The organism is Burkholderia pyrrocinia (assembly GCF_022809715.1).
Classification (GTDB): domain Bacteria; phylum Pseudomonadota; class Gammaproteobacteria; order Burkholderiales; family Burkholderiaceae; genus Burkholderia; species Burkholderia pyrrocinia_C.
Genome location: NZ_CP094459.1, coordinates 730308 through 749025 on the forward strand (window position 1 = coordinate 730308; position 18718 = coordinate 749025).

General features: G+C 69.2%; 14 protein-coding genes and 1 pseudogene. 4 read left to right on the forward strand and 11 right to left on the reverse strand.

Annotated elements, in window-relative coordinates; genetic code table 11:
- Window positions 1-23: 23 nt before the first annotated feature.
- Together MRS60_RS03390 and ubiA are read left to right on the forward strand one after the other, a co-directional pair.
- Window positions 24-188, forward strand: coding sequence for a hypothetical protein (locus tag MRS60_RS03390; RefSeq protein WP_165948128.1), 165 nt, complete (start codon window positions 24-26; stop codon window positions 186-188).
- 180 nt (window positions 189-368) lie between these two features.
- Window positions 369-1232: a 4-hydroxybenzoate octaprenyltransferase gene (gene ubiA, locus MRS60_RS03395; RefSeq protein WP_034182778.1), complete on the forward strand. Its 864-nt coding sequence runs from the start codon at window positions 369-371 to the stop codon at window positions 1230-1232.
- Window positions 1233-1329: 97 nt separating this feature from the next.
- On the opposite strand, the gene proC is transcribed toward ubiA, so the two are convergent.
- From proC to MRS60_RS03425, 6 genes are all read right to left on the reverse strand, one after another.
- Window positions 1330-2142 carry a pyrroline-5-carboxylate reductase gene (proC, locus tag MRS60_RS03400; RefSeq protein ID WP_034182779.1) on the reverse strand — a complete coding sequence of 271 codons (813 nt, stop codon included), beginning with the start codon at window positions 2140-2142 and terminating at the stop codon, window positions 1330-1332.
- A gap of 51 nt (window positions 2143-2193) precedes the next feature.
- Window positions 2194-2892, reverse strand: a complete 699-nt coding sequence (locus tag MRS60_RS03405) for a YggS family pyridoxal phosphate-dependent enzyme (protein WP_034183411.1) — start codon at window positions 2890-2892, stop codon at window positions 2194-2196.
- Window positions 2893-2995: 103 nt separating this feature from the next.
- Complete coding sequence (gene glcF, locus MRS60_RS03410; RefSeq protein WP_034182780.1) at window positions 2996-4222, reverse strand: glycolate oxidase subunit GlcF; 1227 nt, start codon at window positions 4220-4222, stop codon at window positions 2996-2998.
- Window positions 4223-4229: 7 nt separating this feature from the next.
- Window positions 4230-5318 (reverse strand): glycolate oxidase subunit GlcE, encoded by a 1089-nt coding sequence (gene glcE, locus MRS60_RS03415; protein ID WP_105389823.1) that lies wholly within the window; start codon window positions 5316-5318, stop codon window positions 4230-4232.
- Between the two features lie 170 nt (window positions 5319-5488).
- Window positions 5489-6982, reverse strand: coding sequence for an FAD-linked oxidase C-terminal domain-containing protein (locus MRS60_RS03420; RefSeq protein ID WP_034182782.1), 1494 nt, complete (start codon window positions 6980-6982; stop codon window positions 5489-5491).
- Between the two features lie 41 nt (window positions 6983-7023).
- Entirely contained in the window at window positions 7024-8433 is a 1410-nt protein-coding gene (locus MRS60_RS03425; RefSeq protein ID WP_105389822.1) for an FAD-binding oxidoreductase, read from the reverse strand.
- Window positions 8434-8570: 137 nt separating this feature from the next.
- On the opposite strand from MRS60_RS03425, the gene MRS60_RS03430 reads away from it, so the two are divergent.
- Window positions 8571-9122, forward strand: coding sequence for a cob(I)yrinic acid a,c-diamide adenosyltransferase (locus MRS60_RS03430; RefSeq protein WP_034182784.1), 552 nt, complete (start codon window positions 8571-8573; stop codon window positions 9120-9122).
- A 95-nt stretch (window positions 9123-9217) separates the two neighbouring features.
- On the forward strand, window positions 9218-10426 hold the full coding sequence (gene hmpA, locus MRS60_RS03435) for an NO-inducible flavohemoprotein (protein WP_243565210.1): 1209 nt from the start codon (window positions 9218-9220) through the stop codon (window positions 10424-10426).
- A gap of 74 nt (window positions 10427-10500) precedes the next feature.
- Here the strand turns inward: hmpA and aroG are convergent, their stop codons facing one another.
- From aroG to MRS60_RS03455, 5 genes and pseudogenes are all read right to left on the reverse strand, one after another.
- Window positions 10501-11574 carry a 3-deoxy-7-phosphoheptulonate synthase AroG gene (gene aroG / locus MRS60_RS03440; protein WP_034182785.1) on the reverse strand — a complete coding sequence of 358 codons (1074 nt, stop codon included), beginning with the start codon at window positions 11572-11574 and terminating at the stop codon, window positions 10501-10503.
- A gap of 190 nt (window positions 11575-11764) precedes the next feature.
- Window positions 11765-11966: pseudogene (locus tag MRS60_RS35120) on the reverse strand (hypothetical protein).
- A gap of 4 nt (window positions 11967-11970) precedes the next feature.
- Window positions 11971-13437, reverse strand: coding sequence for a metalloprotease TldD (gene tldD, locus MRS60_RS03445; RefSeq protein WP_021163847.1), 1467 nt, complete (start codon window positions 13435-13437; stop codon window positions 11971-11973).
- Between the two features lie 85 nt (window positions 13438-13522).
- Entirely contained in the window at window positions 13523-14350 is an 828-nt protein-coding gene (locus tag MRS60_RS03450; RefSeq protein WP_034182786.1) for a carbon-nitrogen hydrolase family protein, read from the reverse strand.
- Between the two features lie 51 nt (window positions 14351-14401).
- Entirely contained in the window at window positions 14402-18601 is a 4200-nt protein-coding gene (locus MRS60_RS03455; protein ID WP_243565211.1) for a YhdP family phospholipid transporter, read from the reverse strand.
- Window positions 18602-18718: the final 117 nt, after the last annotated feature.

Consider the following 18718-nt stretch of genomic DNA (forward strand, 5'->3'; position numbering starts at 1 on the left):
GTCTTGTCGAAGGAGTGACGACCATGACGCAAATGATGCTGGACATGCGCGCCGCGTTCGCGGCGCCGGTCACGCGGGCGCCGGCCGCGATCGTGCGGCGCTTCGTCGGTTTTGCGATCGTTGGCGGCGGTGCGGCCGTGCTGGTCGCGCAGGCGCTGCACGCGCTTGCGCCGGTTGCGGGCAACTGAGCGCGAAATTTCGCGTGGGCCGAACCTGTCCCTTGATTTCCGTGCATCGCTGCGCCGCCGTGTGCAGCGGGCCCCGGCGGCCCGAGCGCGTCCGGCGGCTGCCGACTGCGGGCCGCGCCGACATGACGGGAAGCGCCGCTCGGCTCTAAAATGCCGGGATTCTCTTCCCGGTGCTTCGCCATGCTTGCCCGCTTTCCCCTGTATCTGCGGCTCGTCCGGATGGACAAGCCGATCGGCAGCCTGCTGCTGCTTTGGCCGACGCTCAATGCGCTGTGGATCGCGTCGGACGGCCACCCGCGCTGGCCGCTGCTCGTGATCTTCACGCTCGGCACGCTGCTGATGCGCTCGGCCGGCTGCGCGATGAACGACTACGCCGACCGCGATTTCGACCGCCACGTGAAGCGCACGGCCGACCGGCCGCTGACGTCGGGCAAGATCCGCGCATGGGAAGCCGTCGCGATCGCGGTCGGGCTGTCGTTCATCGCGTTCCTGCTGATCCTGCCGCTGAACACGCTGACGAAGGAACTGTCCGTCGTCGCGCTGTTCGTCGCGGGTTCCTATCCGTTCATGAAGCGTTTCTTCGCGATTCCGCAGGCGTACCTCGGCATCGCGTTCGGCTTCGGCATTCCGATGGCGTTCGCGGCCGTGCAGGACACGGTGCCGGCGATCGCGTGGGTGATGCTGGTCGCGAACATTTTCTGGTCGGTCGCGTACGACACCGAATACGCGATGGTCGATCGCGACGACGACATCAAGATCGGCATCCGCACGTCCGCGCTGACGTTCGGCCGCTTCGACGTCGCGGCGGTGATGGCGTGCTATGCGGCGACGCTCGGCATCTACGTGTGGATCGGCGTGACGCTCGGTTTCGGCCTCGCGTACTGGGCCGGCTGGGCTGCGGCGGTCGGCTGCGCGCTGTATCACTACACGCTGATCAAGGACCGCGAACGGATGCCGTGCTTCGCGGCATTCCGGCACAACAACTGGCTCGGCGGCGTGCTGTTCGCAGGGATTGCCGTGCATTACCTGCTGGCCGGCAACTGAGCGAAGCCGCGCGCCGGCGCGCGTTGCCAATAAAAAAGCGGCCCGATGGCCGCTTTTTTGACGTCCGGTGCCGGGGCGCCCGGCACCACGGGCGCGCTTACGCGCGGCCGAGCTCGTCGCCCATTTCCTTCGCGCGTGCCTCGGCCGCGAGCGCGCCGCGCACGATCGCTTCCTTCACGCCCTGCGCGTCGAACGACGCGAGCGCGGCGGCCGTCGTGCCGCCCTTCGACGTCACGCGCTCGCGCAGCACGCTCGCCGGTTCGCCCGATTGCGCGGCGAGCTGCGCGGCGCCCGCGAACGTCGCGACTGCGAGCGCGCGACCCTGTTCGTCGTTCATGCCGAGGCGGCGTGCGGCTTCCTGCAGCGCTTCGATGAAATAGAACACGTACGCGGGGCCGCTGCCCGAAATGGCCGTGACGGCGTCGAGTTGCGATTCGTCGTCGAACCATACGATCTCGCCGACCGCGCCGAGCACGTTCGACGCGAGTTCGCGGCCCGCCGCGTCGACGCCCGGCAGCGCGGCGAGGCCCGTCACGCCCATGCCGACGAGCGCGGGCGTGTTCGGCATCGTGCGCACGACGCGGGCGTAGTCGCCGAGCCAGCGCGCGAGGTCCGTGCCGCGAATGCCGGCCGCGATGCTGATCACGAGCTGCGACTTCAGGTGCGGCGCGAGCGCCTGCGCGACGTCCTTCAGCACCTGCGGCTTCACCGCGAGCACGACCGCGTCGTAATCGGCGAGCGTCGCGTCGACGGCCGCGCCGGTGCGCACGCCGAATTGCTGCGCGGCGCGCGCGCGGACGTCCTCGTTGATGTCGATGGCATACAGGCCTTCAGCGGCGACGCCGCGCTTGATCAGGCCGCCGATCAGGGCCGCGGCCATGTTGCCGCCGCCGATGAATGCGATTTTCATGATGTCCGATTGAGCGAGTGAGTGAACGGAAAGGCGGAAAGGGCGCGGCGCTCAGTGCGAATAATCGCGCGCGCCGAAGATCGCGGTGCCGACGCGCACGATCGTCGCGCCTTCGAGCACGGCCGCGTCGAGATCGGCGGACATGCCCATCGACAACGTGTCGAGCGGCAGGCCGCCGGCACGCAATGCGTCGAACAGCGCGCGCAGCGCGCGATGCGGTGCGCGTTGCGCCTCGATATCGCCGGCCGGTTCGGGGATCGCCATCAGGCCGCGCAGCCGCAGCGACGGCAGCGCGGCGACCGCGCGCGCGACGTCGGCCACGTCGGCCGGCGCGACGCCGCTCTTCGACGCCTCGCCGCTGATGTTCACCTGCACGCACACGTTGAGCGGCGGCAGGTGCGCGGGGCGTTGTTCCGACAGGCGCTGCGCGATCTTCAGCCGGTCGACCGAATGGACCCAGTCGAAGCGCTCGGCGACCGGGCGCGTCTTGTTCGATTGCAGCGGCCCGATGAAATGCCATTCGAGCGACGCGCGCAGATCGGCGAGCGCGTCGATCTTGTCGATCGATTCCTGCACGTAGTTTTCGCCGAATGCGTGTTGCCCGGCCGCGTGCGCGGCGCGTACGTCGTCGGCTGGAAACGTCTTCGAGACGGCGAGCAGCGACACGGTGGCGGGATCGCGGCCGGCCGCGCGGGCGGCGTCGGCGATGCGGCGATGAACGGATTCGAGACGGGCGGCGAGATCGGACATGACGGGCACGAAGGCAGGCACGGAAGCAGGCACGAAGCGGATGCGCCGCGGCACGCGGTGCATCGATCCGCCCATTATACGGACGCCGCGCGCGACGCCCGCGTCAGCCGTACAGCAAATGCTCGACGAGCTGGACCCAGTGGACGACCGGAATCTGCGTGCCGCTTTGCAGGTGCGCGATGCAGCCGATGTTGCCGGACACGATCATCTGCGGTTCGAGCGCCTGCAGCTTCAGCAGCTTCTGCTTGCGCAACCGGTACGACAGCGACGGCTGCGTCAGCGAATAGGTGCCGGCCGAGCCGCAGCACAGATGGCTGTCGGCCGGCAGCCGCACGTCGATGCCGAGCGTCTCGAGCAGGCGTTCGACCTTGCCGCGCGACTGCTGGCCGTGCTGCAGCGTGCACGGCGGGTGGTACGCGACGGTATGGATCGCGCGGCGCCGTGCGAGCGTCGCGAGCTCGGCCTCGAATGCGAGCAGCACGTCGGAGATGTCGCGCGTCAGCGAGACGATGCGCTGCGCCCGCTCCGCGTAGGCCGGGTCGTCGCGCAGCAGGTGCGCGTATTCGAGCACCGTCGCGCCGCAGCCCGACGCGTTCATCACGATCGCCTCGGCGCCTTGCTCGACATGGGGCCACCATGCGTCGATGTTGCGGCGCGCGTCGTCGAGCGCCTCGTCGTGATAGTTCAGGTGCAGGCGGATCGCGCCGCAGCAGCCCGCGTCGGGCGCGACGACCGTCTCGATGCCGAGCGCGTCGAGCACGCGCGCGGTCGCGATGTTGATGTTCGGCAGCATCGACGGCTGCACGCAGCCGCCGAGCATCAGCATCTTGCGCGTATGCGTGCGGTGCGGCCATTCGAGCAGCCGCGTGCGCGGCGGCACCTTGTCGCGCAGCCGCTTCGGCAGCAGCGGCCGCACGTGCTGGCCGAGCCGCATCATGGGCGAGAACAGCGCGGCGTTCGGCACGAGGCTCGCGAGCACGCGGCGCACGATCCGCTGCTGCACGGGGCGCCGCACCTGCGCCTCGACGTGCTTGCGGCCGATCTCGACGAGCCGGCCGTACTGAACGCCGGACGGGCAGGTCGTCTCGCAGCTTCGGCACGTCAGGCAGCGGTCGAGATGCTGCTGCGTGCTGCGCGTGACGGGCGCGCCTTCGACCATCTGCTTGATCAGGTAGATGCGCCCGCGCGGGCCGTCGAGTTCGTCGCCGAGCAGTTGATAGGTCGGGCAGGTCGCGGTGCAGAACCCGCAATGCACGCACTTGCGCAGGATCGCGTCGGCTTCGTCGCCGTCGGGCGTGTTGCGGATGAAATCGGCGAGGTTCGTTTGCATCGAGCCCTCAGAGATCGGGGTAGAGCCGGCCGCGGTTGAAAATGCGCGCGGGATCGAACGCGGCCTTCAGCCCGCGGTGGATTTTCATCATCGGGGCGGGCAGCGGCGTGAACACGCCCGCGCTGCGGTCGTACGTGTCGCCCGCGCGGAACAGCGTCGCGTGGCCGCCGGCCTGCTTCGCGCTCATGCGCACGGTCTGCGCATCGGCGTCGGTGATCCACCAGCGCTGCGCGCCGCCCCATTCCATCAGCTGGGTGCCGGGCAGGTGCATCGGCTCGGTGATCGACGGCAGCGCGAGGCGCCACAGCGCATAGCCGGGCGGAATGCCGTTGAAGAACGGATCGGTATGCTCGCGCAGGCCGGCCCAGAAGCGCTCGGCTTCGACCGCGTCGACGACTTCGCCGCCGAGCAGCGCCTTCGCGGATTTCACGGCCGCTTCGGCGCCCGACAGGCGAAGCACGAGCGTGCCGTTGCGCCACGCGCTCGCGCTGACGGGCAGCGGATGGCCGCCCCATTCGTTGAGCTTGCGCACCGCGTCGGTCGCGGTCATCTCGAACTTCAGCGTGACTTCGGCGACGGGCATCGGCAGCACCTTGATCGACAGGTCGAGCATCAGCCCGAGCGTGCCGAGCGAACCGGCCATCAGCCGCGACACGTCGTAGCCGGCGACGTTCTTCACGACCTGACCGCCGAACCGCAGCACCTCGCCGCGGCCGTTCATCAGCGTGACGCCGAGCACGAAATCGCGCGGTGCGCCGCAGGTGGCGCGGCGCGGGCCCGCGAGGCCCGCCGCGATGCAGCCGCCGACGGTGGCCGCGCGGCCGAAGTGCGGCGGCTCGAACGGCAGCATCTGGCCGCATTCGGCGAGGACGGCTTCGAGCTCGGCGAGCGGCGTGCCCGCGCGGACCGTGACGACGAGTTCGGCCGGGTCGTACGACACGATGCCCTGAAACGCGCGCGTGTCGAGTATTTCGCCCTCGAGCGCCTGGCCGTACCAGTCCTTGGTGCCGCCGCCGCGAATCCGCAGCGGCCGGCCGTCGGCGCTGGCCGCGCGGATGCGCTCGGCCCATCCGGCGACGATGTCGTCCTCTTCCATGTTCTGTTGCTGCCTCGACTTGTTGTTCGGTCGATTGTACCGGGGTGGCGCGATTCCACATCGCGACTATCCCTAAGCCCCGTATTGCAGACCGCATGCCCGCGCCGCCGCGCGAACGGGCCGCGCGGGCACGGCAGCAGGGTGCGCGCCGTGCCGCCGGCGCGCGCCGCTCAGAAGCGCGGCAGGTCGGGGTGCGGCAGCAGCCCGCCGCGCACGTGCTGGCGGCCGTACTCGGCGCAGCGCGCGCGGGTCGGGATGCCCTTGTCGGGGTTCAGCAGCCCCGCGGGATCGAATGCGCGCTTGACCGCGAAGAACGCATCGCGCTCCTGCGGCGAGAACTGTACGCACATCGAATTGAGCTTCTCGATGCCGACGCCGTGCTCGCCCGTCACGCTGCCGCCGAATTCCACGCAGCATTCGAGGATTTCCGCGCCGAACGCCTCGGCGCGGTGCAGCTCGTCCGGATCGTTCGCGTTGTAGAGGATCAGCGGATGCATGTTGCCGTCGCCCGCATGGAACACGTTGATGCAGCGCAGCCCGTAGCGCGTCTCGAGCTGCTCGATGCGCGCGAGCAGCGGGCCGATCGCGCGGCGCGGCACGGTGCCGTCCATGCAGTAATAGTCGGCGGAAATACGGCCGGCGGCCGGGAACGCGTTCTTGCGGCCCGACCAGTAGCGCAACCGCTCCTGTTCGTTGCGCGACACCTGGATGCGCGTTGCGCCGTGCTCGCGCAGCACGGCCGTCATCCGCACGATCTCTTCGGCGACTTCTTCCGGCGTGCCGTCCGATTCGCACAGCAGGATCGCCTTTGCGTCGAGGTCGTAGCCGGCGTGCGTGAACGCCTCGACGGCCTGCGTCGCCGGCTTGTCCATCATCTCGAGCCCGGCCGGGATGATGCCCGACGCGATGATCGCCGCGACTGCCTCGCCGCCCTTGACCACGTCGTCGAAGCTCGCCATCACGAGTTGCGCGGTCTGCGGCTTCGGGATCAGCCGCACCGTGACTTCGGTGACGATCGCGAACATCCCTTCGCTGCCGATCATCACGGCGAGCAGGTCGAGGCCCGGCATGTCGAGCGCGAGCGAGCCGAACTCGACGATCTCGCCGTCGATCGTCACCGCGCGCACGCGCATCACGTTGTGCACGGTCAGCCCGTATTTCAGGCAATGGACGCCGCCGGAATTTTCCGCGACGTTGCCGCCGATCGTGCAGGCGATCTGCGACGACGGATCGGGCGCGTAATACAGGCCGTACGGCGCGGCGGCTTCCGAGATCGCGAGGTTGCGCACGCCGGGCTGCACGGTCGCCGTGCGCGCGTACGGGTCGACTTCGACGATGCGCGTGAAGCGCGCGAGCGACAGCACGACGCCGAGCGCGATCGGCAGCGCGCCGCCCGACAGGCTGGTGCCCGCGCCGCGCGGCACGATCGGCACTTCCATGCGGCGGCAGATCTGCACGATCCGCTGCACCTGCGATTCCGTTTCGGGCAGCGCGACCGCGAGCGGCAGGCGGCGGTACGCGGACAGGCCGTCGCATTCGTACGGCGCCGTGTCTTCGTCGCGGTACAGCAGGCAGTGCGTCGGCAGCACGGCCATCAGGGCCTGCACGACTTCGCGCTGGCGCTGCGCGCGTGCTGCGCTCGACAGTTCGACGGGAGCGTTCATGGGGTCTCCTGCAGCAGGCTGCGCGCCGTCGCGCCGCCGTCTCAGCACGTGAAAATCTTGCCGGGATTCATCAGGTTGCGCGGATCGAGCGCGAGCTTGATCGCGCGCATCGTGTCGATCGCGTTGTCGCCATGCTCCTTCGGCAGGAACCGCATCTTGTGCAGCCCGACGCCGTGCTCGCCCGTGCAGGTGCCGCCGAGGCGCAGCGCGCGCTCGACGATCCGGTCGTTGATGTGCTCGGCTTCGGCGAGTTCCTCGGGCTTGTCGGGATCGATCAGGATCGCGACGTGGAAATTGCCGTCGCCGACGTGGCCGACGATCGGGCAGGGCAGCGACGACGCGCGCAGGTCGACTTCGGTTTCCTCGACGCACGCGGCGAGCTGCGAGATCGGCACGCAGACGTCGGTCGTCACCGCGCGGCAGCCCGGCTTCAATTGCAGCATCGCGAAGTACGCGTTGTGGCGCGCGGCCCAGAGCCGGCTGCGGTCCTCCGGGCGGGTCGCCCATTCGAAGCCCTGGCCGTTGTTCTGGCCGGCGAGCGCCTGCACGAGTTCGGCCTGTTCCTTCACGCCGGCCTCGGTGCCGTGGAATTCGAAGAACAGCGTCGGCGCTTCGGCGAGCGTCAGGTTCGAGTGGCGGTTGATCGAGCGCACGGCGAGCGAATCGACGAATTCGACGCGCGCGATCGGCACGCCGATCTGGATCGTCTCGATCACGGTGCGCACCGCGTCGCCCATCGTCGGGAACGTGCAGATCGCGGCCGACACGGCTTCGGGCAGCGGGTGCAGGCGCAGCGTGATCTCGGTGATCACGCCGAGCGTGCCTTCGGAGCCGACGAACAGGCGCGTGAGGTCATAGCCGGCGGACGATTTGCGCGCGCGCGAGCCCGTTTTCACGACGCGGCCGTCGGCGAGCACGGCGGTCAGGCCGAGCACGTTCTCGCGCATCGTGCCGTAGCGCACGGCGTTGGTGCCTGATGCGCGGGTCGCGGTCATCCCGCCGATGCTGGCGTCGGCGCCCGGGTCGATCGGGAAGAACAGGCCGGTGTCGCGCAGCGCTTCGTTGAGCGCCTTGCGCGTGATGCCCGGTTCGACCGTCACGGTCAGGTCTTCGGCGTTGATCGACAGCACGCGGTTCATTTCGGACAGGTCGAGCGATATGCCGCCGCGCACCGCGAGCAGGTGGCCTTCGAGCGACGAGCCTGCGCCGTACGGAATCAGCGGCACGCTGTAGAGCGAGCACAGCGACACGGCTTCGCGCACGTCGTCCGCGCTGTGCGCGAACACGACGGCATCGGGCAGTTGCGGATCGAACGGCGATTCGTCGCGGCCGTGGTGCTCGCGGACCGCGTCGGCGGTCGACACGCGCTCGCCGAAGGCGGCGCGCAGCGCATCGAGCATGGCGGGGGGAAGCGGGCGGCGCGTGGCGGCAGGCGGGGCGGGGTGATTCACGAATGTCTCCTGACTGCTTGTCGAACTTTCGGCCCATTCTACGCTGTAACGCCTGCTGCGAGCCTCGCCGCGGGCTGCGATAATCGTGCTTCAACCCAACCGGGCCGCATCGCGGCCGCGTACGAGAGGACATTCGCATGGGCAACCGCTTGAGCAAGATCGCGACACGCACGGGCGACGACGGCACCACCGGCCTCGGCGACGGACGGCGCATCGGCAAGGACGACGTGCGGATCGCGGCGATCGGCGACGTCGACGAACTGAACTCGAATCTCGGCGTGCTGCTCGCCGAGACGCTGCCGGACGATGTGCGCACCGCGCTCGTCACGATCCAGCACGACCTGTTCGATCTCGGCGGCGAGCTGTGCATCCCCGGCCATGCGGTGCTCGACGACACGCATCTCGCGCGCCTCGACCGATGGCTCGCCGACTACAACGCGACGCTGCAGCCGCTGAAGGAATTCATCCTGCCGGCCGGCTCGCGCGCGGCGTCGCTTGCGCACGTGTGCCGGACGGTGTGCCGCCGCGCGGAGCGCTCGATCGTCGCGCTCGGCCGCGACGAAACGCTCAACGATGCGCCGCGGCGATACGTGAACCGGCTGTCCGACCTGCTGTTCGTGCTGGCGCGCGTGCTGAACCGTGCCGACGGCGGGACGGACGTACTGTGGGAGCGCGGGCGCGTCCGCTAGCGCGCCGTGGCGCTGTTGCGCACTGCGACAATTTGTCCGGGTGAAGCAGGTTTTTAAACATGTATCTTATGGGCATGTTTAACGGAGAACCGAACATGACCCAGATCACCGCTGACCAGATGGCTCGCGTGAAGGCCACTGCCCCTGTCCTCGCCGTGCACGGCGCGACGATCACGAAGCATTTCTACCAGCGCATGTTCGCGCGCCATCCGGAACTGAAAAACCTGTTCAACCAGACGCACCAGAAGACCGGCAGCCAGCCGGAAACGCTCGCGAAGGCGGTTTATGCGTATGCGGCGAACATCGACAATCTCGGCGCGCTCGGCGGTGCGGTGTCGCACATCGCGCACAAGCACGCGAGCCTGAACATCCGCCCCGAGCATTACCCGATCGTCGGCGAGAACCTGCTCGCGTCGATCGTCGAAGTGCTCGGCGACGCGGTCGATGCCGATACGCTCGAAGCCTGGCGCGTCGCGTACGGCCAGCTCGCGCAGATCCTGATCGGCGCCGAGGCCGACCTGTACGCGGGCGCCGCGTGGAGCGGCTTCCGTCCGTTCAAGGTGGCGCGCAAGGTGCGCGAGAGCGACGAGATCACGTCGTTCTACCTGAGCCCGGCCGACGGCGGCGCGGCGCCGACCTTCGAGCCGGGACAGTACGTCACGGTGAAGCGCTTCGTCGGCGATCTCGGCGTCGACCAGCCGCGCCAGTACAGCCTGTCCGACGCGCCGCACGGCAAGTGGCTGCGTATCTCGGTGAAGCGCGAGTCGGGCCAGCCCGAGGCGATCCCGGCCGGCAAGGTATCGACGCTGATGCACGACGGCGTGGAGGAGGGCGCGATCGTCGAAGTGACCGCGCCGATGGGCGAATTCTCGCTGAAGCGCGGTGTCGAGACGCCGGTGGTGCTGATCTCCGGCGGCGTCGGCCTGACGCCGATGGTGTCGATGGCGTCGACGCTGGTGTCGGAAGGCAGCAAGCGCGACGTGCGCTTCGTCCATGCATGCCGTTCGGGCGCGGTGCACGCGTTCCGCGACTGGCTGAACGATGCGGTGCGCGAGCACGCGAACGTCAAGCGCACGGTGCTGTACGAACTGGTCGGCCCGGACGATCGCGCAGGGATCGACCATGACCTCGAAGGGCGGCTCACGCCGGAACGCGTGAAGGAATTCGCGCTGGTGCCGGGCGCCGACTACTACATCTGCGGCCCGATCGCGTTCATGAAGGCGCAACGCGATGCGCTGGTCGCGCTCGGCGTCGCGCCGGAACGCATCAATACCGAAATCTTCGGCTCGGGCGCGCTCGAGTGATGCGCTGACGGGTGGTCTCCGGCCAATAAAAAATGCCCGGCGCGAGCCGGGCATTTTCGTTGCGATGCCAGTGATCAGTTGCCGCTGCCGCGCGCCACGCGCCGCGCCTTGACCGACTCCGCGAGGCCTTCGAGCACCTTCACGCTGTCGTCCCATGCGATGCACGCATCGGTGATGCTCTGGCCGTAGGTCAGCGGGCAGCCTTCCTTCAGGTCCTGACGGCCTTCGACGAGATGCGACTCGATCATCACGCCGACGATCCGCTCGTCGCCCGCCGCGATCTGGCGGCCGATGTCCGCGCACACCGGGATCTGGTTCTCGTGCTTCTTCGAGCTGTTCGCGTGGCTCGCGTCGATCATCAGGCGCGCGGCGAGGCCGGCCTTGCCGATGTCCGCGCAGGCGGCGTTCACGCTGTCCGCGTCGTAGTTCGGCGTCTTGCCGCCGCGCAGGATCACGTGGCAATCCTCGTTGCCGGCCGTCGACACGATCGCCGAGTGGCCGCCCTTCGTCACCGACAGGAAATGGTGCGGTTGCGATGCAGCCTTGATCGCGTCGACCGCGATCTTCACGTTGCCGTCGGTGCCGTTCTTGAAGCCGACCGGGCACGACAGCCCCGACGCGAGCTCGCGGTGCACCTGCGACTCGGTCGTGCGCGCGCCGATCGCGCCCCACGAGATCAGGTCGGCGATGTACTGCGGGCTGATCATGTCGAGGTATTCGGTCGCGGCCGGCAGCCCCATCTCGTTGATCTGCAGCAGCAGCTCGCGCGCGGTGCGCAGCCCTTCGTTGATCTTGAAGCTGTTGTCGAGGTGCGGATCGTTGATGAGCCCCTTCCAGCCGACCGTCGTGCGGGGTTTCTCGAAGTACACGCGCATCACGATTTCCAGTTCGCCCTTGAAGCGCTCACGCTCCTTCACGAGCCGGCCCGCGTATTCGATCGCCGCCTTCGTATCGTGGATCGAGCACGGCCCGATCACGACGATCAGCCGGTCGTCCATCCCGTGCAGGATGCGGTGCATCGACTGGCGCGAGTTGTAGATCAGCTCGGACGCGGCTTCGGAGCACGCGAATTCGCGGATCAGGTGGGCGGGCGGCGTCAGTTCCTTGAGTTCGCGAATGCGGACGTCGTCGGTATTGTGCGGGGGCATGCTGTTTCTCCTGGTTTTGCGGGCGCCGTTCGGTCAGTGCGCGTGCGGCAGATTCATCAATTCAAGCGATTCAGTGGTTTCGGTCGGGGCCGTGGGACCGCTGCGGCGGCGACCGGGTGCGAAGGGCGAAAAAAAACCGCCGGGTTCGCCGGCGGTTTTTTCGGGAATTTCGGTTGCGCTTTACGCGCCATCAACCCTCTCGATCCGCCAGCGGTCTGAGATGCCAAAAAAAGTAAAAATAAAACTTGGCGGACATGACGGAGATTCGGTTCGTCAAAAAAGTTGATTCAGAATTTATACCCCGTCGCCGGGCGGCTGGCAACCGGGAGGCGTCAAAAATGCGGACAATCCGCGCGTTTTCTTCAAAATACGCGGATTGTCTGCGCTGCGATGCGGTTATGCCGTACCGCCGACCGTCATCTTGTCGATCCGCAGGGTCGGCTGGCCGACGCCGACCGGCACGCTCTGGCCTTCCTTGCCGCACACGCCGACGCCCGTGTCGAGCGACATGTCGTTGCCGATCATGCTCACGTACTTCAGCGATTCGGGGCCGCTGCCGATCAGCGTCGCGCCCTTCACCGGGTAGGTGATCTTGCCGTTCTCGATCATGTACGCCTCGGACGCCGAGAACACGAACTTGCCGTTCGTGATGTCGACCTGGCCGCCGCCGAAGTTCACCGCGTACAGGCCGTTCTTCACCGACGCGATGATTTCCTGCGGATCCTTGTCGCCGTTCAGCATGTACGTGTTCGTCATGCGCGGCATCGGCAGCGCCGCGTACGACTCGCGCCGTGCATTGCCCGTGACCGGCATCTTCATCAGGCGCGCGTTCAGCGTGTCCTGGATGTAGCCCTTCAGGATGCCGTCCTCGATCAGCGTCGTGCACTGCGTCGGGTTGCCTTCGTCGTCGATGTTCAGCGAGCCGCGGCGGTTCGGCAGCGTGCCGTCGTCGACGACGGTCACGCCCTTCGCGGCGACCTGTTCGCCGATCCGGCCCGCGAATGCCGACGAGCCCTTGCGGTTGAAGTCGCCCTCGAGGCCGTGGCCGATCGCCTCGTGCAGCAGCACGCCCGGCCAGCCCGGCCCGAGCACGACCGTCATCGCGCCGGCCGGCGCGGGACGTGCGTCGAGGTTCACGAGTGCCGCGTGCACGGCGTCGTCGACGTAGCGCGACAGCACTTCATCGGTGAAGTAGCCGTAGTCGAAGCGGCCGCCGCCGCCGCCGGAGCCGATCTCGCGGCGGCCGTTCTGTTCGGCGATCACCGTGACCGACACGCGCACGAGCGGGCGGATGTCGGCCGCGAGTGCGCCGTCGCTGCGCGCGACGAGCACGACGTCGTATTCGCCGGCGAGGCCCGCCATCACCTGCGTGACGCGCGGGTCGCGGCCGCGCGCCATCTGCTCGATGCGTTCGAGCAGCTTGACCTTGGCCGTCGCGTCGAGCGACGCGAGCGGGTCGGACGGCAGGTACAGGTCGCGGCCCGAGATGCCCTTCAGCGACGTCGCCGCCTTGATCTTCTGCCGGCCGCCGCCGGCCGCCGCGATCGCCTTGGTGGCCGCGGCCGCCTGCGCGATCGCTTCCGGCGACAGGTCGTCGGAATACGCGAACGCGGTGCGGTCGCCCGCGACCGCGCGCACGCCGACGCCCTGGTCGATGCTGAAGCTGCCCGACTTGACGATGCCTTCCTCGAGGCTCCACGCTTCGCTGCGGGTCGCCTGGAAGTACAGGTCCGCGTAATCGACGCGATGCGTGAAGATGTCGGCGATCGTGCGCGTGAGCAGGCTTTCGTCGAGGCCGTACGGCGTGAGCAGGATGTCCTTCGCCAGCGCGAGGTTGCGGATGCCGGGTTCGATGATGTTCATGCGGATATCGGGGTTTCTCAAAAAGTTGTCGGGTGCTTCTGGGCAGATGGGTTGGCCGCGCGGCGTTTCAAGCGGCGCGGCGGATTCAGGTCAGCACGCGGTGCCGCCACGCGGGCAGGCTCTGGCGCACGTCGGCGATGCGCTGCGGATCGATCGCACCGAGCACGACGCTTGCGCCCACGTCGCGGACCGCGACGACTTCGCCCCACGGGTCGATCAGCATGCTGTGGCCCCAGGTGCGCCGGCCGTTCTCGTGCTTGCCGCCCTGAGCGGCCGCGAGCACGTAGCACTGGTTCTCGACGGCCCGCGCGCGCAGCAGCGTTTCCCAGTGCGCGCGGCCCGTCGTATACGTAAACGCGGACGGGACGACGATCATCGCGCAGTCGCCCATCCTGCGATACAGCTCCGGAAAGCGCAGATCGTAACAGACCGACAGGCCGACCCGCCCGAACGGCGCGTCGAACGCGACGACCGTATCGCCCGCGCGGATCGTGCGCGCCTCGTCGAACGACTCGTCGCCTTTCTCGAAGTTGAACAGGTGGATCTTGTCGTAGCGCGCGGCCTCGTTGCCGGACGGATCGAACACGAGCGTCGTGTTCAGCACGCGATCGGGCTCCGGCGCCTTCAGCGGCAGCGTGCCGCCGATCACCCAGATGCCGTGGCGGCGCGCGGCGTCAGCGAGGAAGCGCTGGATCGGGCCGTCCTGGTAGGGTTCGGCGAGCGCGAGCTTGTCGGTGTCGCGGTGGCCCATGAAGCAGAAATACTCGGGCAGCAGCACGAGCTGCGCGCCTTCGCCGGCCGCTTCCGCGATCAGGCGGCGGGCTTCGGCGAGATTGCGCGTGACGTCCGGCGTGCTCACCATCTGCAGCGCGGCGACCCGAAAGGGCGTGGCGGAACGGGTGTGGTCGGTCATCGCGGGATCGGTTGCGTCATAAATGGGGTGCGGCCCGGCAGCGCGCGGAACTCAATGGTTCGTTGCATCGGCCGGACCGTGATTCATCTTACCCTGATCGCCCCGCACCCGCTCGATGTGCGGGTGCGCCCACGAGCCCGTGATCGCGTAGTCGAGCGCGAACGCGCGCGACAGCGTCTCCGACAGCGCGTAGTTCGCGGCCAGCACGCCGACGCCGAGCAGCGGATTGACGATCGCGGCTGCGATCGCCGCCGTGCCGGCGCCGATCTTCGGGGCGACGTGCGCGTGCAGGTCCTGCGTTTCGGCGCCGAGGTCGACCGCACCGCGCACCGTCACGTTCGCGGGCCCCGTCGTCATCGAGAAGTCGTCGGTGCGCGCGATCCCGTTCGAGATCCGGCCGGTGCCCGTGATCTTGTCGAACGGCAGCCCCTTGCCGACCACGTCGCGGAAATTCAGCGTCAGGAAGCGCGCGAGGCTCTGCAGGCTCAGTACGCCGAGCAGCTTCGCCGCACCCGGATCGACCTTCAGGATCTGCCCGTGCTCGAGGTCGAGCGCGACCTGGCCGCCGAGCGACGGGAAGTCGACCGCGGTCGGGCCGCCGCGCCAGCCGACCTTGCCCGTTACCGTGCCGTGTCCGTCCGCGAGCGTGCGCGGCAGGCCGACGCGGTCGAGCAGCGCGCCCGCGTTGTCGATGTCGAGCTTGAAGTCGAACACGGTGCGGCGCGGCGCATCGTTTTCGTCGGCGCCGCGTGCGAGCGCGCGGCGCGACGTGCGCCAGTTGCCGGTCGCCGTCAGCTTCGCGGCCGGATTCGACAGTTCCAGCTTGTCGAGCTGCCACACGGGCGTGCCGTCTTCGTCGATGTTGCGCGCGTTGACGACGAGGCGGCCGATGTCGTGGGCGCGCGCGACGACCTGGTCGACGATCAGGTCGATCGACGGTATCGGGCGGTCGGTCGGTGTCGGCAGGTTCATCGCGCGGCCGACGAGGTCTTGCTGCGCGCTGTCCGGAATCACGAGCTTCGCGAGCCGCGCGTTCAATACGCCCGCGCCGTTGTGGCCGCCGCCCGGCGCCCACGACAGGTAGCCCGACACCTGGTTCGACGCGATGTTCGCCTGCCACAGCTCGTCGACGTGCGATGCGCCGACGATCACGTTTTCCCAGTTGCGCTTGAGCAGCTTCAGCGTGCCGAAGTGGAACGCGAAGCGCTTCGGCGCGAAGCTCGCGAGATCGACGCGCGGTGCGGCCTGCGGCTCCGGCGCGCGCGGCGTGTCGGGCTTCAGCGTGCGGGCGAGCGCGAGCCACGCGTCGGCATCGAGTTCGTCGACGTCGACGGCCGCGCTCACGCCGTCCTGCGGCATGTCGGGCATCCGGTGGATGCCCATCGCGCCGCGCACCGCGCGCAGCGGCTGGCCGCGCGTCGCGTCGAGCAGGTAGGTCGCGGACACGGGGCCGAGCGTCAGGTCGGCGTGTTCGAGGCGCTTGCCGTCCGCCTGCGGCGCCGGCTGCAGCGTGAAGCTGAACGGCATCGGCGTGCCGGCCGCCTTCGCGAACGGCGCCGGGAAGTCCAGCGCGACGCCGGTCAGGTCGGAGCGCGCGGCGACGTCGGGCAGGCGGCCCGGCGTGCCGCGCACGGCGACCTTGTACGGCGCGTCGCCGATCACATGTTCGAGCAGCGCCGCGGCCGCGCCGTGCAGGTTCAGCCCGCGCGCGGCGTCGAGCGCGAGCCGGCCGTCGACGTCCACCGCGTACGGGCCGTGCGACCGGAAGCTGCCGTTCGCGTGTACCGGACCGCCGAGGAATCGGCCCGACAGGTCGTGCAGCGACGCGCCGGCATCGGTGAAGCGGACCTGGCCGCGCAGCGCGGACAGCGGCGGCACGCCGTCGGCCGACAGCGTGTTGCCGCCGAACGCGAGCGCGCCTTCGATGGCCGTGTGCTTGTGCGCGATGCGCTGCGGAATCGTCAGCTTGAGCGACAGCGCCGCGGGGCCCTGCGCGTCGAGACGCTGCGCCACGTGGCCGCTCATCGCGCCGAGCGAGCTGTTGTCCGCGTAGTCGAGCAGGTCGGCGAGCGGGCCGTTCGCATGGCCTTCGATCACGAGCGGCGAATCGGCCGGGCGGCCGAGATCGTCGATGCGGCCCGTGACCTTCGTCAGCGCGACGCGCTTGTAGTGCGCGCGGCCGATGTCGAAGCGCAGCTTGTTCTGCGCGAGCTCGAACACGCCGTCGATTCCGTCGAGCGCCGGCCAGACGCTCGGCGTGCCGTTCGCGAGCTTGCGCGGCGGATACGGCGTCGGCTCGAAGCGGCCGCCGGTGAACGGCGCGACGATGTGGAACACGCCGGCGTCCGGCTCGTGTTCGAACGGGAATTTCTCGAGCGGGCCGCGGGCGACGATCGACGCGCCCTTGGTCACCTTGCCGTCCTGCAGCGCGTGGCCGAGATAGTTGCGCAGGTGCTCGGACATCCCGGTCGGCAGGTAGCGCGGAATGCGCGCCACCGACGCGCGCGCGAAATCGGCGCGCAGGTCGAGCGAGCCGCGGCCGTGGCCGGGGTTCGTGTACGAGCCCGACACCGCGATTTCTGCATCGGGGTTCGAGACGAGCAGGTCGGGCAGCGTCACGTCGACGCGCGCGTGCTTGTCGCCGGGCACGGGCGTGACCACCCATTTGGCGTTGCCGCGCAGCCGGTCGAACGTCAGGCGCGGCTCGTCGAACTCGCCGGGCACCGTGACGGCTGCGTTGACCGTGTCGAAATGCGCGGCGCCGCCCGTCTCGTTCGCATCGACGCGGCCCCACAGGTTCTCGACGCCCGGCCAGCCGGCACGCGGGTGGCCGCGCGGCGACAGGCCCGGCGGCGGCTCCTGCGCGGCGAAGCTGATGCCCTGCAGGTCGCCGAGGAAGCGGTAGCGGACGATCGGCGCGGCGCCGGTGCGCCGCTCCTCGTCGGCGAGTTCGGCCCGCGCGGGTTTCGCGCGCTCGACCTCGATGTGATAGTTCGACACCATCCCGCGCGGGTCGATCTTGACCAGCTCGTTGCGCAGGTGCGCCGGCAGCGGCAGCCCGCGGATGAATTCGCTGAGGATGCCGAGATCGACGCGGTCGCCGACGACGCTGATCAGTTGCCCCTGGCTGGCCGTCGGCACGCGGTAGCGGGCCGTCAGCGTCGACAGCGCGAGCGAGCGCGCGAGCGGCGTGCCGTCCGGCAGCGGCGGCTGGCCGAGTTCCGCGTTGAAGCGCGTCAGGTGCAGCGTGTAGTCGTGGCCGGCATCGAGCACCATGTCCCAGCCGAAGCCGACCGTCGGCACGTCGAGCCGCGGTTGCGTCGGACGCACGCGCAGCGCGACGTCGGCACCCTGCAGGTCGCCGCCCGCCGAGCGCAGGTGGCCGTCGCTGAAGGTCGCCCAGATCGCGTTGTCGATCCGGCCCGCGTGGATCATGAGCGGTATGTCGAGGTAGCGGGCGAGCGTCTGCAGATCGACGGGGCCCGTCGACAGGTACGCGTCGCCGGTCCAGTTCGACGGCTTGCCGACCGGCGCGAGCGCCTTGTGCGTGAAGCGCGCGCGGAAATCGAGCGGGCCGAGCAGCAGCGTGCCGTTCGCGGGCGCCTGCAGCGCGGCCCTGTGTACGCGACCGTGGTTGAGCACCGCGATCCGGATGCCCGACAGCACGAGTTCCGGCGCGTCGTGCTGCGCGTCGCGCCAGCGCAGCGTGCCGCCGCGCAGCACGATCGCTTCCTGCCTCAGCAGCCACGTGCCGAACGTGTCGCTGCCGCCGTGGGTGGTCGCCACGCCGACGCCCGCGACGCTCAGCGAGCCGTCGGCCGCGCGCGCGACGACGAGGTCGGGCTGGTCGACGATCAGGCTCGACAGCGCGGGCGACAGCCGCAGCAGCGACATCCACGACAGCGCGGCCGTCGCATGCGGCACCGACAGCGCGACCTTGCCGTCGCGGCCGCGGATCGTCAGGTTCGTGAGTTCGACGCCCGGCTGCATGCCGGACCAGTTCGGGGAAAGCTTGCCGATCGAAAGCTGCGCGTGGAGCTTGTCGGAGACGACGCGCTCGATGCGCGGGCGGAATTCGTCGATGCGGGGCAGCAGCACGTAGCGCAGCCCGAGGAACGCGCCGGCCGCAACGAAGTAAGTGCCGATCCCGACGGCCAGCGTCACCTTGAACACGCGACGCAGGACTGGATGATCGTGCTTCGGAGGTCCCGCTTCGGGCGCAGCTACGGCGGATTCCTGACGGTCGGACATGCGGCGGACGGGCGGCGATATGGTAGTTTTGCAGACTGACGTTGAAATGTATCACACGGGTTCGTGCCGGCGGCCGTTGCGGCAGCACGGCACGGGCTTTCCGGCGCGCGGTTTCGC

Excerpts from the sequence above, each read along its gene's own strand:
- glcE (WP_105389823.1), bottom strand. The coding sequence starts at position 5,318 with ATGGAAGAGGACGACATCGTCGCCGGATGGGCCGAGCGCATCCGCGCG.
- ubiA (WP_034182778.1), top strand. The coding sequence starts at position 369 with ATGCTTGCCCGCTTTCCCCTGTATCTGCGGCTCGTCCGGATGGACAAG.
- glcF (WP_034182780.1), bottom strand. The coding sequence starts at position 4,222 with ATGCAAACGAACCTCGCCGATTTCATCCGCAACACGCCCGACGGCGAC.
- MRS60_RS03420 (WP_034182782.1), bottom strand. The coding sequence starts at position 6,982 with ATGAACGCTCCCGTCGAACTGTCGAGCGCAGCACGCGCGCAGCGCCAG.
- MRS60_RS03430 (WP_034182784.1), top strand. The coding sequence starts at position 8,571 with ATGGGCAACCGCTTGAGCAAGATCGCGACACGCACGGGCGACGACGGC.
- MRS60_RS03450 (WP_034182786.1), bottom strand. The coding sequence starts at position 14,350 with ATGACCGACCACACCCGTTCCGCCACGCCCTTTCGGGTCGCCGCGCTG.
- MRS60_RS03405 (WP_034183411.1), bottom strand. The coding sequence starts at position 2,892 with ATGTCCGATCTCGCCGCCCGTCTCGAATCCGTTCATCGCCGCATCGCC.
- proC (WP_034182779.1), bottom strand. The coding sequence starts at position 2,142 with ATGAAAATCGCATTCATCGGCGGCGGCAACATGGCCGCGGCCCTGATC.
- tldD (WP_021163847.1), bottom strand. The coding sequence starts at position 13,437 with ATGAACATCATCGAACCCGGCATCCGCAACCTCGCGCTGGCGAAGGAC.
- MRS60_RS03455 (WP_243565211.1), bottom strand. The coding sequence starts at position 18,601 with ATGTCCGACCGTCAGGAATCCGCCGTAGCTGCGCCCGAAGCGGGACCT.
- aroG (WP_034182785.1), bottom strand. The coding sequence starts at position 11,574 with ATGCCCCCGCACAATACCGACGACGTCCGCATTCGCGAACTCAAGGAA.
- MRS60_RS03390 (WP_165948128.1), top strand. The coding sequence starts at position 24 with ATGACGCAAATGATGCTGGACATGCGCGCCGCGTTCGCGGCGCCGGTC.
- hmpA (WP_243565210.1), top strand. The coding sequence starts at position 9,218 with ATGACCCAGATCACCGCTGACCAGATGGCTCGCGTGAAGGCCACTGCC.